Source organism: Bacillus sp. LJBS06 (assembly GCF_016924995.1).
Taxonomy (GTDB): domain Bacteria; phylum Bacillota; class Bacilli; order Bacillales; family Bacillaceae; genus Bacillus; species Bacillus stercoris.
The window spans coordinates 3,952,794-3,967,073 of the sequence record NZ_CP070483.1; the positions used below are offsets into that span (position 1 = coordinate 3,952,794).

General features: G+C 44.8%; 15 protein-coding genes and 1 pseudogene. 2 read left to right on the plus strand and 14 right to left on the minus strand.

Annotated elements, in window-relative coordinates:
* Nucleotides 1-42: 42 nt before the first annotated feature.
* Nucleotides 43-2,103, minus strand: coding sequence for a catalase (locus JQX68_RS20055; RefSeq protein WP_205440403.1), 2,061 nt, complete (start codon nucleotides 2,101-2,103; stop codon nucleotides 43-45).
* 200 nt (nucleotides 2,104-2,303) lie between these two features.
* Here JQX68_RS20055 and citH point away from each other — a divergent pair, with 200 nt between their 5' ends.
* Nucleotides 2,304-3,584 carry a citrate transporter CitH gene (citH, locus tag JQX68_RS20060; RefSeq protein WP_205440404.1) on the plus strand — a complete coding sequence of 427 codons (1,281 nt, stop codon included), beginning with the start codon at nucleotides 2,304-2,306 and terminating at the stop codon, nucleotides 3,582-3,584.
* 41 nt (nucleotides 3,585-3,625) lie between these two features.
* Here citH and bglS read toward each other — a convergent pair whose 3' ends face one another.
* The 3 genes from bglS to JQX68_RS20075 form a co-directional block, all read right to left on the minus strand.
* The gene (gene bglS, locus JQX68_RS20065; protein WP_014665948.1) at nucleotides 3,626-4,354 is read right to left on the minus strand and encodes a beta-glucanase; all 729 of its coding nucleotides are present in this window, start codon (nucleotides 4,352-4,354) and stop codon (nucleotides 3,626-3,628) included.
* Nucleotides 4,355-4,636: 282 nt separating this feature from the next.
* On the minus strand, nucleotides 4,637-5,470 hold the full coding sequence (gene licT, locus JQX68_RS20070; RefSeq protein ID WP_069150604.1) for a transcriptional antiterminator LicT: 834 nt from the start codon (nucleotides 5,468-5,470) through the stop codon (nucleotides 4,637-4,639).
* Nucleotides 5,471-5,564: 94 nt separating this feature from the next.
* Nucleotides 5,565-6,245 (minus strand): hypothetical protein, encoded by a 681-nt coding sequence (locus JQX68_RS20075; protein ID WP_040081342.1) that lies wholly within the window; start codon nucleotides 6,243-6,245, stop codon nucleotides 5,565-5,567.
* A 205-nt stretch (nucleotides 6,246-6,450) separates the two neighbouring features.
* Between JQX68_RS20075 and JQX68_RS20080 the strand changes: the two genes are divergently transcribed.
* Nucleotides 6,451-7,737, plus strand: coding sequence for an MFS transporter (locus JQX68_RS20080; RefSeq protein WP_205440405.1), 1,287 nt, complete (start codon nucleotides 6,451-6,453; stop codon nucleotides 7,735-7,737).
* A gap of 18 nt (nucleotides 7,738-7,755) precedes the next feature.
* Here the strand turns inward: JQX68_RS20080 and dbpA are convergent, their stop codons facing one another.
* From dbpA to JQX68_RS20130, 10 genes and pseudogenes are all read right to left on the minus strand, one after another.
* The gene (gene dbpA, locus JQX68_RS20085) at nucleotides 7,756-9,195 is read right to left on the minus strand and encodes an ATP-dependent RNA helicase DbpA (protein WP_205440406.1); all 1,440 of its coding nucleotides are present in this window, start codon (nucleotides 9,193-9,195) and stop codon (nucleotides 7,756-7,758) included.
* A gap of 82 nt (nucleotides 9,196-9,277) precedes the next feature.
* Nucleotides 9,278-10,426, minus strand: a complete 1,149-nt coding sequence (locus JQX68_RS20090; RefSeq protein ID WP_205440407.1) for a rhamnogalacturonan acetylesterase — start codon at nucleotides 10,424-10,426, stop codon at nucleotides 9,278-9,280.
* A 351-nt stretch (nucleotides 10,427-10,777) separates the two neighbouring features.
* Nucleotides 10,778-10,906, minus strand: a pseudogene (locus tag JQX68_RS21805) (hypothetical protein); the annotation flags it as partial.
* A gap of 17 nt (nucleotides 10,907-10,923) precedes the next feature.
* Nucleotides 10,924-11,376 (minus strand): hypothetical protein, encoded by a 453-nt coding sequence (locus JQX68_RS20100; protein ID WP_205440409.1) that lies wholly within the window; start codon nucleotides 11,374-11,376, stop codon nucleotides 10,924-10,926.
* Between the two features lie 15 nt (nucleotides 11,377-11,391).
* A complete protein-coding gene (locus JQX68_RS20105) occupies nucleotides 11,392-11,688 on the minus strand; it encodes a YxiJ family protein (protein ID WP_205440410.1) in 297 nt (98 codons plus the stop codon).
* A gap of 130 nt (nucleotides 11,689-11,818) precedes the next feature.
* Nucleotides 11,819-11,986: a hypothetical protein gene (locus JQX68_RS21810; protein ID WP_240345548.1), complete on the minus strand. Its 168-nt coding sequence runs from the start codon at nucleotides 11,984-11,986 to the stop codon at nucleotides 11,819-11,821.
* Nucleotides 11,987-12,012: 26 nt separating this feature from the next.
* Nucleotides 12,013-12,495 carry a hypothetical protein gene (locus JQX68_RS20115; RefSeq protein WP_205440411.1) on the minus strand — a complete coding sequence of 161 codons (483 nt, stop codon included), beginning with the start codon at nucleotides 12,493-12,495 and terminating at the stop codon, nucleotides 12,013-12,015.
* 28 nt (nucleotides 12,496-12,523) lie between these two features.
* Nucleotides 12,524-13,282, minus strand: coding sequence for a hypothetical protein (locus tag JQX68_RS20120; RefSeq protein WP_205440412.1), 759 nt, complete (start codon nucleotides 13,280-13,282; stop codon nucleotides 12,524-12,526).
* Between the two features lie 25 nt (nucleotides 13,283-13,307).
* Nucleotides 13,308-13,796 carry a DUF2716 domain-containing protein gene (locus JQX68_RS20125; protein WP_205440413.1) on the minus strand — a complete coding sequence of 163 codons (489 nt, stop codon included), beginning with the start codon at nucleotides 13,794-13,796 and terminating at the stop codon, nucleotides 13,308-13,310.
* A gap of 16 nt (nucleotides 13,797-13,812) precedes the next feature.
* Nucleotides 13,813-14,265 (minus strand): hypothetical protein, encoded by a 453-nt coding sequence (locus JQX68_RS20130; protein ID WP_081483693.1) that lies wholly within the window; start codon nucleotides 14,263-14,265, stop codon nucleotides 13,813-13,815.
* Between the last annotated feature and the right edge of the window lie 15 nt (nucleotides 14,266-14,280).

Genomic DNA, 14,280 nt, shown 5'->3' on the forward strand with positions numbered 1-14,280 from the left:
GCTCCTTATGAAAAGTATCTTTCTTTAAGATACAGGAGCCGATCAAATTCGTCTATCCCAATGGCGATGAGCGGAAACCGCATCAATAAATGTCTTGCTGAATGCGGTGTAGTCAGATTCATCTTTAGCCGTCACGATGCCTGGTCCCTCTGTTGTTCCGACAGAGGATTGAAGAAGGTCAATTCCTTCATTTGCCGCACCGATCGCCTTGTAGTGATCGTAAGCTTCCCTGATAAACGCCATCGCTTGTTTGTTGTCTTTTAACTCCGGCCCTCCTGCGGCATAGACGGCATCATACAGAACAGAGTCAACAGTCAGAAACGTGCCGCCGGCCTCCAGCTGCTGTCCGCTGTCGCTTGTCATATACCCTAGATTTTGACTGATGATATCCACTATGACTCCTTCATTCTTTAAAGCATCCAGCACTGTTTGCAGCTCTTTTTCATGAAATCCGTTTCCAGCAAGTACAGCGACTTTTCTTGTTGACGCGGTTTTCACTGTACGGGCCTGGCTTAATGCAGGCGAAGTAAGAATTTCTTTAGATGCTCTACGCTTCGCTGGCGCCGCCACACCTACTCCTTTGGCGATTTCTTGCGCCAAATCTTCATCGACATTGCTGAAGACATCAACGACCTGCCGCTGGACATCTTTGCTTTTGACCTTCCCGACCTCGAAGCAGAAAGCAGAAATGATGTGCTGCTTCTCCACAGGAGACATGCTGTTCCAGAACAGCTTCGCCTGTGAGTAATAATCGTTGAAGCTGTCGCTTCGCTGGCGGATTTTTTTGCCCTCGACTTTTTCCTGATAGTGGACGTATCCGCCTTCTTCAGCTGTCGCAGGCGACGGATCATTGTTTTGCAGAGAGTTTTTATGATAAGCGACAGGTCCCTTATTGATCGTCATCCGGTGATAGCCGTCGTACTGGTTGTTATGAAACGGACATACCGGCCGGTTAATCGGAAGCTCATGGAAGTTCGGGCCGCCAAGACGGATGAGCTGTGTATCTGTATAAGAGAAAAGCCGCCCCTGCAGAAGCGGGTCATTTGTAAAATCGATGCCCGGCACGACATTTCCAGGGTGGAATGCGACCTGTTCTGTTTCCGCAAACACATTATCCTGGTTGCGGTTCAGCGTCATTTTCCCAATGATTTTCACCGGCACGAGCTCTTCCGGCCACAGTTTGGTCGGGTCAAGAATATCAAAATCAAACTTGAATTCATCCTCTTCGTCAATCATCTGCACGCCAAGCTCGTATTCAACCGTGCCGCCGTTTTCAATCGTTTCCCACAGATCGCGGCGGTGGAAATCGGGATCTTTCCCGGCAATTTTTTGCGCTTCATCCCATACGAGAGAATGCACGCCGAGCACCGGTTTCCAATGGAATTTCACGAAACGCGCCTTTCCTTGCTCATTGACAAAACGGAACGTGTGAACGCCGAAGCCTTCCATCATTCTGTAGCTGCGCGGAATGCCTCTGTCTGACATCGTCCACATCACCATGTGAGCCGACTCAGGGTTATTGGCGACAAAATCCCAAAACGTATCGTGAGCAGTCGCAGCCTGAGGCATTTCATTGTGTGGCTCAGGCTTAAACGCGTGAACCAAATCCGGAAATTTGATCGCGTCCTGAATGAAAAACACCGGAATGTTATTACCCACAAGGTCATAATTTCCTTCTTCAGTATAAAACTTTGTCGCAAAGCCTCTGGCATCCCGCACCGTGTCTGCGGAGCCTTTAGAACCCGCAACCGTAGAGAAACGGACAAATACCGGTGTCTTCACTGAAGGGTCCTGAAGAAATTTGGCCCGTGTGTACTCGGTCATCGGCTCGTAAACCTGAAAAAAGCCATGCACGCCATACCCGCGCGCATGCACAACGCGCTCCGGAATCCTCTCATGGTCAAAGTGCGTCATTTTCTCCCGGAAGTGAAAATCCTCCATCAGCGTCGGGCCGCGAACCCCGGCCTTTAACGAATGCTCATCCTCTGACACCCGCAAGCCTTGGTTTGTCGTCATTTTCTTCCCGCTGTTATCGGTCCTGTACTGTTCAAGCTGCTCGTCCTTTGAGTGTTCATTTACACGTTTATTTTGATCATTACTCATGTCTGTTCCCCCTTTTTAAAACGAAACATTCTACAGCACATTTACCCGTGGCGTCCTTCAGATAAACTGCCAATCCGCTCAATAGGATTTTAGGTCTACATATCAGGATGAGGTCATACACATTTGAAATAAGCCTTCTTTACAGAAAGAAAGTATGGAAGCGCTTACGAAAAAAGCTGTTGAATAGGGGAGGTCATATCATGCTTGCCATACTCGGTTTTGTGATGATGATTGTTTTTATGTACCTTATTATGACTAACCGGCTTTCCGCACTTATTGCTTTGATTGTCGTTCCTGTTGTGTTTGCCCTGATCAGCGGATTTGGCAAAGATCTTGGCGAGATGATGATTCAGGGTGTTACAGACCTCGCTCCTACCGGGATTATGCTGTTATTCGCCATCCTGTATTTCGGCATTATGATCGACTCAGGCCTGTTTGATCCTCTCATTGCCAAAATCTTATCGTTTGTCAAAGGAGACCCGTTAAAAATCGCCGTAGGCACAGCGGTTCTGACTATGACCATTTCGCTGGACGGAGATGGGACAACAACCTATATGATTACGATTGCGGCGATGCTGCCACTGTACAAACGGCTCGGCATGAATCGTTTGGTGTTAGCGGGAATAGCGATGCTCGGTTCGGGGGTTATGAATATTATCCCGTGGGGCGGGCCGACTGCGAGGGTTTTGGCTTCCTTAAAATTGGACACGTCAGAGGTCTTCACACCGCTGATTCCTGCCATGGTCGCCGGTATTCTCTGGGTGATCGCCGTTGCTTATATCCTCGGAAAGAAAGAGCGGAAGCGGCTCGGCGTCATTTCGATTGATCACGCACCGTCTACCGATCCAGAGGCTATGCCGCTGAAGCGTCCCGCTCTCCAATGGTTTAACCTGCTGCTGACTATCGCTCTGATGGCCGCTCTGATCACCAGCCTGCTGCCGCTCCCTGTTCTTTTTATGACCGCGTTCGCCATCGCCTTGATGATCAACTATCCAAATGTCAAAGAGCAGCAGAAACGAATCTCGGCGCATGCGGGTAACGCGTTAAACGTTGTCTCAATGGTGTTTGCGGCAGGGATATTCACAGGCATTCTCTCCGGCACAAAAATGGTGGATGCCATGGCGCATTCTCTCGTTTCACTCATCCCTGACGCCATGGGTCCGCACCTGCCGTTGATCACTGCGATCGTCAGCATGCCATTCACCTTTTTCATGTCGAATGACGCCTTTTACTTCGGTGTCCTTCCCATCATCGCCGAAGCCGCTTCCGCTTACGGAATAGACGCCGCTGAAATCGGAAGAGCCTCCTTGCTGGGTCAGCCCGTGCATCTGCTCAGCCCGCTCGTGCCTTCCACCTATCTATTAGTCGGAATGGCAGGCGTCAGCTTTGGCGACCATCAAAAATTCACTATTAAATGGGCCGTGGGGACAACGATTGTGATGACGATTGCGGCGCTTTTGATCGGGATTATTTCGTTTTAATCAAAAAAGGATTTCCGCTGGCGGAAATCCTTTTCTGTACATTATTTTTTTGTATAGCGCACCCAGTCGTAATGAGCGTATAGCGGATTTACACCATTGTAGGAACCGAGCCATTCATCGACACCCGTGCCATTCCACAGGTTCATCATGATTTTTCCTGGTGTTGTCGGAATTTGGTTTGTTGCAGTATGTTTTAATTGCCCATCGACATACCATTTAATAGAGTTTGGCTGCCAATCGAACGCATACGTATGATAGGCATTGGCTGCATCAAACCCGAGATCCACAACCTTCTCATGGTTTCCTGCACCATTTGTATAATAGTTAAATTGAACCTTTGTTGTGTCTTTTCCTAAAAATTCGATATCAATCTCATCCCAAGGGGTTCCATCTGTCGGACCTGTGTAAGTGAAGAACGATGAAACGATCCCTGTGTTTTTAGCTGGTTTCATTCTGACTTCATATAGTCCATAGCCATATGTTTGGACAGAGCGGTTTTCCCCGCAATCAAACTTGTTATAAGATGGACTTGTTAGCGCCAAACGCATTTCACCCAATGACGTTATTGATACGTTGTTAGCACGCCAAGTGCAGTTGAACATATTTCCATTTGAATAACCATCTGCTTTTTGCCAAAAGCCAGAGTTATAGCCGTTAAAAGGGTCAAAAAACGATCCACCTGTTTGAGCCGAGGCAGTAGAAGTGACTGCAAACAAACTCATAAACAATCCAGTGACAAGAAGCAGCAACACTCGTTTCAGATAAGGCATATTGGCATTCCCCTTTCATTGAAAGCGTTTTCTACGTTGATCTTACATGATTCTTTTAAAAGGGAACATCGGTCAAAATAATGATAATAACGAATCTTACTGATTGCTATGATCACCTCCCTCTAAAAAAATAAAAACCTAAATTACCATTAGCCCAGACATAAATGATCCGCACTCATTGTAATTTAGGTTTTGCCTGCTTTATCAGTAACAATCCTACCATCATCATATTGAAATGTAAGAAAAAACGAACACACGAAAATAAAAATGTCAGCGCTCTCATTATGCTTGTTTGACTATCCTTTCTATGTGAATCGTTAAATACAACAGCTCGTCACTGGTGAGCTTGTGCTCATACTCCCGCTCAATGTAGGTTTGGATTTTCTTCGTACAGTCATACGCCCGATGATACTTTTCTCTCACTGTCTCCAGCAAAAAATCATCCTGGCTTTCCATATGTGTACCGTTAAAAAGACGCTGTGCGAAAAACTTTAAGTGGGTGACGAACCGATAATAGTGAAGCGATTCTTCATTGAATTCAATTTTAAAATGGTATTTTACAATACTCAAAATCTCTTGCATGACTTTTGTAATGTTGATGATATTGGGCATCTCTTCATTCAGCTCGGCATTGACAATATGCAGAGCAATAAAGCCTGCTTCATCCTCTGGCAGAGACACGCCAGTCTTGTTTTTTACCATGGCCAACGCTTCTTTGCCAATGGCAAATTCGTCTTTGTACAGCCGTTTTGTTTCCCACAGCAAGGCGTTTTTGATATCAAGCCCTTTCTGATTGCGCTGGATGGCAAAGTTAATATGATCGGTCAGCGACACATAGATGCTGTCGTTGAGCTTTTTGCCGAGCTGTAATTTTGCGTAGCTGATAATCTCTTCGGATACTTCCATGCACTCGATCGGTATATCATACAAAAGGGTTTTAAATTTTTCTGATACATCCTTGTTATCGAGCGTAAACACCTTCTCAATGCGGGCTTCATCGACATCATCGCCGGACTTTTTCTGGAACGCGAGCCCCCTGCCCATGACAACCAACTCTTTTCCCTGTTCATTGACCACGCTGATCACATTATTGTTGATCACCTTCGCAATTTTCATGACATGTCCCTCCAATCAACTAAGAACAGGCTATATCTTGATTGTACATCCTTTTTGCACTAGGTCAATATCATCAGGGAAAGACGGGAACCAGTTAGTACAATTCACTCAATACCGGCTGTCCGGGCTGTTTTTGAAGCAGCGCCTCCAGGTAGCGTTCAAATAATGCCTTATCCGCTTTCTGCTTTTTGACAATGCTATTTATGATTTTGACGCTTTCAGCGCTGTATTGTGTATATTGTTTTTTCAGCTGATCCAGCTGCTGTCTTGTCGTCTTCGCGTTTTTCGGTGTGACTTGACTGATGAGGTTGATCATACGGCCTGTGATCTCAAAAAAAGCGGCTCTATTTTCTTTCAGCTGCTGAATTTCGCTGCGGATCATGTCTTGATTTCGCGTTTTTTCAAGCAAGGCGATCGCCTCGCTGTTTTGTTTTTTGAGCGATTTGCTTTCAATTTTAATCGATTCAAGGTTCTCTTTCGCAATGTCTGCTTCTTCTTCAGTCATGCTGCTTCGCACGAAGTATTCTGGATTGCCGATCCCATAATCAAATGCTTCGCTCACTTTGATCATGGAACTGAACACAATGGCCAGCTGCCTTTCGCTTGCAAGGGCTTGGAAATCCTGCTTTTTCTTACTGCTCATCGGTTTGGCTGCGGTTTGTTTTACTGTCTTTTGATCACAGTCTGCGAACGTCTGAGCCTCACCTTCACTTTCGCATGCGCTCATCACAAGAACTGTGACCAGCAGGCTTATACACAAGCCTATTCGCCTCATGCTCTGTCTCCTCTCTGCTGAATCCTTCTGGAAAATACCATGAAATATAGTTAAATGGTACCAGATGCACCTAATCCCAGCAATAAATCAAAAGTATGATTTGAAGCGAAAAAACATAAATATTTTGTAAAAATTGACGTGCATTCCATTCTTTTCAGGCCCATTTCTCGTACAATAGAAGTATCGTTACCGGAGAGGGGCTCTGATGATGAAACGTTTTACGAAACAAGAAAACAGCTGGGTGTTATATGACTGGGCAAATTCGGCTTACTCAATTGTCGTGACCACCGCGGTGTTTCCGTTATTTTATAAATCAGCGGCTGCGGAAAGCGGTGTCAGCGCCGCTCAATCGACTGCCTATCTGGGCTATACCATTGCGATTTCAACATTTATTCTTGCGATGCTCGGCCCTATTTTAGGCACAATCGCCGACTATGAAGGGTGCAAGAAAAAGTTCTTCGGTTTCTTTGTGTCTGCCGGTGTCGCCAGCACCGCGATGCTCGCCTTTATCCCTAGTGAACATTGGCTGCTATTGTTGCTGTTTTATACAATATCGGCTATCGGTTTTTCCGGCGCCAATGTGTTTTATGATGCCTTTCTCGTTGACGTCACGCCTGAGAAACGGATGAATCTCGTCTCGGCACGGGGTTTTGGCTTAGGATACATTGGAAGCACAATTCCATTTATCATCAGCATTGCTGTCATCCTGCTCGCTCAAGCAGAAACAATTCCAATGTCTGTATCGGCTGCAAGCCAGCTGTCCTTTTTTATAACGGCTGCTTGGTGGGGGCTGTTCACCATCCCGATGATCAAGCATGTCCATCAGCGCTATTACATCAAAAGAGAACCTCATATCGTCATCAACAGCTTTAAGCGGCTCGGCCAAACGATGAAACGGATCAGGCAATACCGGGCACTGTTTCTCTTTTTGCTCGCTTATTTCTTTTATATCGACGGTGTCGGCACGATTATTACGATGTCGACATCCTATGGATCAGATTTAGGGATCGGCTCCTCAAGCCTTCTGATCATCCTGTTTGTCACCCAGGTCGTTGCCGCGCCGTTTTCGATTGTCTACGGAAAACTGGCAGAACGCTTCACGGGAAAGACAATGCTGTACGTTGGGATCGTTATTTATATGATTGTCTGCGTGTACGCCTATTTTATGGAGACAACGATTGATTTCTGGATACTGGCCATGCTTGTCGCTACCTCGCAGGGCGGTATTCAAGCCCTCAGCCGTTCCTATTTCGCCAAGCTTGTGCCAAAGCGCCACGCCAATGAATTCTTCGGCTTCTACAACATTTTCGGGAAATTCGCCTCAATTATGGGACCACTGCTCATTGCCGTGACCGCCCAGCTGACCGGAAAATCCTCGACTGCGGTGTTCAGCCTGATCATTTTGTTTGTGATTGGCATTGGGATTCTTGCCTTTGTTCCGGAGGAGACCAGCGCCGATGTCAGCCAGCAGCAAAATGACCTGCCCCTTTAACTGGGAGCAGGTCATTCATCATTTATTCGCTTTATTCACCTTGAGCTTTTTCCCTTTGACGGTTGTGTTCTTCATCACTTGGAGAACATGAGGTCCTTTCCCATTTAAAATCTCAACGTATGAGGCGTTATCCATAATCGTGATGATGCCGATGTCATCAGCTGACACACCATCAATTTTGGCAATCGTTCCTACAAAATCAACGGCTCTTATTTTCTTTTTCTTTCCGCCGTTAAAATACAGCTTCATAATGTCTTTATTCAGCTCTTCGCTTTTGTCCTTTTTGCTTTCCGGACGGTCATTCATTTTAGCTAGAAATTCAGGTTTCTTCCTAGCCACTTCCTCTTGAGAAGGGGCTTCTATTTTTTGAATCTCAAATCCGATATATTCTTCAATGTCGGCTAAAAACCGTTTTTCGAAGGCCGCGACAAACGAAATGGCCTTTCCTTTGTTCCCTGCGCGTCCCGTTCGGCCTGTGCGGTGCACGTAGCTTTCCTTTTCAAACGGCAGATCATAGTTGATGACAAGGGAGATATTTTCAATATCAATCCCGCGCGCGGCGACATCTGTCGCAACTAGGTAACGGTACTCGCCCCGTTTAAATTCATTCATGACGTCGAATCGGTCTTCCTGAATCATTCCGCCGTGAATTTTATCGCATGGATATCCTAAGTCATCCAATTCATCGGTCAGCTGATTGACGTGCTCTTTCGTTCGGCAGAAAATGATGCAGCTATCGGGATTCTCCGTCATCAGCACATCTTTCAGCAATGAAAATTTATTCTCTTCTCTTACTTGAATCACCGCATGTTCAATATTCCTTGTGGTTAGGCCGGCCGCTTTGATTTCGATATGCTCCGGGTTTTGCATATATTGACGGCTCAGCTTCTCGATATCCTGCGGCAGCGTTGCCGAAAACAGCATCGTCGTGCGCTCAGTCGGCAGATGCTTTATAATCGCCTCGACCTGCTCGATGAAGCCCATATTCAGCATCTCATCCGCTTCATCAATGACCAAATAAGAGAGACGATCCAACGGCAGCGTGCCTTTTTCGATATGATCTAGAACACGTCCCGGCGTACCGACAACAATGTGGCTTTTTTGCTTAAGCTCGGCTTTTTGTTTATCGAAGGAGGACTTTCCAAATACAGCTGTCGCTTTGATTCGTTTAAATCGTCCGATGTTCGTGATATCCTCTTTTACTTGCACCGCAAGCTCACGGGTCGGTGTTAAAATAAGCGCCTGCGGCTTGTTTTCATCCCAATCCGCCAGCTCACAGAGAGGAATCCCGAACGAAGCCGTTTTCCCGCTTCCCGTCTGTGATTTGACGACAAGATCCTTTCGTTCAAGGGCAGCCGGGATCACGCTCTGCTGCACCTTGGTCGGTTCTGTATATCCCAGTCCTTCCAGTGCTCGTAAAATGTCATGACTGATTTGATAGTTTTTAAAATGACTCATGTATAAACTCCTGTCTCTTGCAGATGTTCTCATTATACTCTAATTGACGAAGGCGTATGTGTTTTGTCGAAAAAATGACGTGTTAAAAGCCATCGATTCCCTGGCGTTTTAGCTCCTGAACAGCCAATCGCGCCAGTGCGTCGGCCCCCGTGCGGTTCGGATGCAGCGTATCTCCGTCCATATAAAGAGCGAGTGTTTTTTCCGGACCGATCGATGTAAAGTATGCCGAGCTGAGGACATTTAAGTCAATGAGGTATGTTTTTTCCTCTTCGGCTAAGGCCAAAATAGAAGCCCTGTACCATCTGTTGACAGACGAATGGATGCCTTCAGAGGTAAAATCGGTCGCCCGGCCCTGAGGCGTTGATAGGATGACGTCCGCTCCTTTCGCTTTCACCTGGCGGATCATATCACGCATCATCTCTTTAAACTCCGCTTCAGATTCATTATGCTTCGGATTTGTGTCATTAATGCCAAGCTGCAAGATAAAATAATCCCCCGGCTTGATGTACTTCAAAATCGCCTCCAACTGCCCCTCATTTCTGAATGCTCTCGCGATCTGTCCGCCAGACGCCATGTTTCTCACTTGAAAGGTGTGTTTATCGATATAGTGAGGCAGCATCTGCCCCCAGCCCGCCTGCTTGCTGCTGTTGAGCGGATAATAATTGCACACCGTCGAATCGCCGCCGACATAAATGGTTCGGTTCGTCACCGACTGATCAGACAATTTCTTTATTTTCAAGGCGCTGAGCGTAAAAGCGGTGCCAGCTTTCCCCTCTGTCACCAGCAGATTCAGCTGCCCGTCGGTGACAGGAATTTGGAACGTATCCTCCGCGCCGTCCCCCGTCATATTGATGACCTGAAACACGCCCTCCGCCGCCACACTGGCCCTTGCCGTATTGCCAAGCATCACCTTCACCTCGTAAAGGCCGTTCGGGAGATCCACTTGAAACGTGTTATTGCTTTTCGTCCCATACGCTAAAAATTGAACCGCATCACTCTTCACACCAGTCCCGGATGCCGCCACATCCTTCATATTCTCCGGTGTTTGAAAGCCGTAGCCCTTTGACCGGTCATACCGATCAGACGCCCTAACACCAATGTAATCAGGCTCAACCGAACCGCTTCCAAAATCAAACTGATACACCTTCTGCTCCGCTGCCTTCACACTCTCATTCCCGTCAAAACACAGCATCAACATCATCACAAAAACCGCAGCCATCCATTTTTTCATCAAGATTCCCCCTCTATGAAAACGCATACATTAATGCATACTCGGTGATTGTTTCTTTATGATGACTGAAGGGAGAAAAAAATGGCGATGAAGAATAAAAAATGAGGGGGAGTCTCAAAAAGGGGAAAATCAGTGTGACTTCTTGTCACACTTGATCACATCCCAACCTCCGCAATAGAAGCTTATTTGGTCTTCTTCGTCATACACATAATAACGGAGTCTTTCCCATTGATCATTAGTCGGTTCAATTTCCAACTCAACCGCATCGATGGATTCAAGGTCATCCAGCTTTGATGCACTAATGTTTTCAAACCGCAATTGAATGTCACAGGTTTGAGCAGATAGTTTTAATTCAAACACAGGAATTTGAATATAACGATCATCTTCTTTCATATAGAAAGAAAACTCGTTTAATGTAAATGGACCTGTATCCTCATCAGAAAGATGCTTTTTCAATTTCTCGTATTGTGTGATATTCAAATGAATTCCCCCTATCCTTAGTTACCGCCAACCATATAGATGTCTACAGCATCGTATTCAAACCACATGATCCGTTCGCCTGAGTCCGTTAGACACTGGAGCTTCCCTTCTGAAAAATAACTTTTATCCGGTTGAGGATCAGTGATCAGAAAAACATCGTCATTGATGGAAGCTAGCAGAAAGAGATAACCTGCAATGTCACGGTCTGCTTTCTGTATTACTGATTCGAAACGGAATTCCCTTTTGGCCAGCTTCGTCACCTTGTAAGCATGTCCTTCAAAATACTCGGACAGGTATTCTATAAATGAACCAGTCGTTATTACCTGTATCATGATTCGATCGTAGGCAAGCCCTTCCCAAAAACGATAAAACGACTCTGCATCTTCAAGTTCACAAGACATAACAACTTGGTGAGGCTTAAGAACGATCATGTCCAAATTGCCGATACTGCTTATAGAGGTTATTTCCATAAAATCTTCCCCTTATCAGTTGGATAGCGCAACGCAAATCTCTTGTCTGACTTGTTCATACAAGAGAATGTGATGATACAGACCCTTATCGTTTTTGATCATATCCGAAAGTATGTCTGGATACAGCTCAAAAAAGGTTTTCTCCAACGAACGCCGCTGATGCTGGGGCATCCTTTTATTCGCCAGCACATAATCCAAACTGCCATCAACTAGCATAAAAAACTCATAGATTTCCGTTTCAAAGCCGTACAATTCACTAGGATACGGCTTTTCTTCAAGCTCTCGCTGTCTTTTTCTCAGTTTTTGAAGCACGTTGATCCTCTCCTCACCCTATTCAACTTCCATCACCTCATATTGCCGGCAATAAAAACGGAACGTCTCCTCTTCCCATTCTTCCACAAGGTAGATGCCTTGCGGCTGCGATTCAATGCTGAGAAGGCAATCAGACATATCCGAAAGGGTTTCGATTTATGACCACAATCGTACGTGAATGATAAACAGCTGCTAACTCAATCGTATAAATGGCACCAAGCACGTGATCTGTTTCCCGATAAAAACGCCATTTCTTGATATGCTGAAACAAAATAGGAGTAGCTCCTGAAATACTCAATTTTGATTCCTCCGTTGATAGCGTCTTTATACTCCATACTCACAGTAAGGCTTCAAATCAGGAAAAGCATCCTTCAACATTCTTTCTATGTTTTCATCGGTCACTGTAAATATAATATCTGTTGAATCAAAGAAACCGACTTCAAAAATACACTCTTTCACAGGAGAAACATAATCATCTACATAATAGTCAACATTCCCATCGACAAAAGGCACATTTGTTAGATTATAGGGTAACGTCTCTTTAGGTACAGCTGTTAAAGTAGAAAAAATCACATAAACCTTAAATTCATTTAATATTCGCTGAAACTCCTCACCTGTGATAAAAAGATAGTCTTCACGCCCGCCAATGATATCGTTCCAATGATCTTTATCCTCGGATACATCCATCATATTCAAAATATCGCCAATGACCCAATGATACTCAGTGATAGGGAGAGGGAATTGTTTGAAAAAATCACTTAAAAGAAAAAGTTCAGAATTCGCATATTCCAGACAATACCTGCTCATATGTACCTCCCCACCAATAAAACCCTTTTTACAACTCATACTTGATCAATTCCTCCATCGAAGTTCCTTTGAAATATTGATAAAGAATATCCTCGATACTCAAATGACCAAATAGCCCAATCGGATTGCTAAACGTCTTCCCCCACTTTTCATCAACCTCTATTAAATCACTCTCTGACGCTAATGAATCGTCTTGGCTAATGAGGTATTTTCCATCTTCATACATGACAAATGTTATAGCAGATTGATCAAATTTCCTCATCAAATCTATCGGCACCTTGGAAACAACCTTCCAACTTCCCTGAAGAAAGCCTGTATATCCTGTATTCGCAATAAAAAGGGTTCTTTGCTTTTCTGCCATCATGAGAGAAATGTCTTTTTTACTCAAGCGTTGATCTGTAAAAATATCAAAATACTGAATGAGAAGATCATCATTTTTATCTGTTGCTAAATCTCCTTTTACCACTAATGCATATGTAAACTGATTGATTTGCCGTAAAGGGATTTCAATGACAACACCAGGCCTAACTTCACTTAAAGTAGTTCTTTTTTTCATCTTTAGGTTGATATCGGTGACTTGTTTTCCTTCTAATTCTTTAAAAAGCGAATCGCCGTCTGAGTTCAATACCTGAAAGAGAGTATAAATAAATTCATTTAGAGTAGGCTTGCGATCCAATTGTTCCAGGAACACAGCGTGAAAATCTTCGATGGCGTCGTGACAAATATCCAAACCATCATCACTTACGAATATCTTTTTATTTTTATATTTCTCTTCCCAAAAGCCCATGTTTCACCTCCGTTTTTCAGAACACTCATCTATTTTGAAACAGAATCGGCGGATATTTATCTATCGCCTCCAACAGCTCTTCACCAAACACAGTGATTGTCAATTTCCACGGGTCTCCCAAAAGTCCCCAAGAGAAGTCCTGATGAAAAAAGAAATAATAGTCTCCATTTGGAAATACGGGAACAGGCCATTCGCCAAATTCATCCTTAGGCATTGCCTGATGAGGACTAAAGGTATATCCGTCATGCTGCCAATCTAGTGCGTACATTACTTCGTTCTTTCCAGTACATAATTGAAATGCTTTTAAAATAGAAGTCTCTAAATCACTCAGCACTCCGCTCACATCATTATGACCAGCTTTACTGCTCATCTCGCTTGAGATATCAAACACTCGATATGGATCAGGCGGGATGATGTGATGACATCTGTTTCCGGGTTTCCATTTTATGAGCTTGTTCACTTCTGACCAGATGCGGTCTTGTTTTGTCTGACTTAAAGCGCGCCAATTCATCATGATCTCATCCCTACGCCTATTGGATATCCTGTTTATAAACACCAGAAGAGGCCACTGCGTAAACAGCGTTACTTGTCAGTTTCAGCTGTTGAACGTCTAGGGCTTCACCGTTCGAGTCACAGCATGTTATCTCTTTCATCTCTTGACTCACATCGGCAGAAATTAAATAAAGAGACGACTCGAGCTCTTCACTGTAACAATTGAACGTCCCAACCAAAAAACCTTCTTCAGATATCGCAAGCTGATAAAATGCTTCTGAGTCCGGCTCTTTATCCGACAGAATCCACACTCGTCTCACGACCGTTTCATCAAATGCGGCAATGACTGCATCTCCGTAATACAGCATATAAATCAATCCGTTTACTTCTGTAAGCCCATAACAATCAACTACAGCCGGCGCATCCATTTCTTCGAGCTTTCTATCAATGTGTATTTCCTTCTGCTGACCATCTAACGTAAGACACCACACACTATGGCCGTTGGG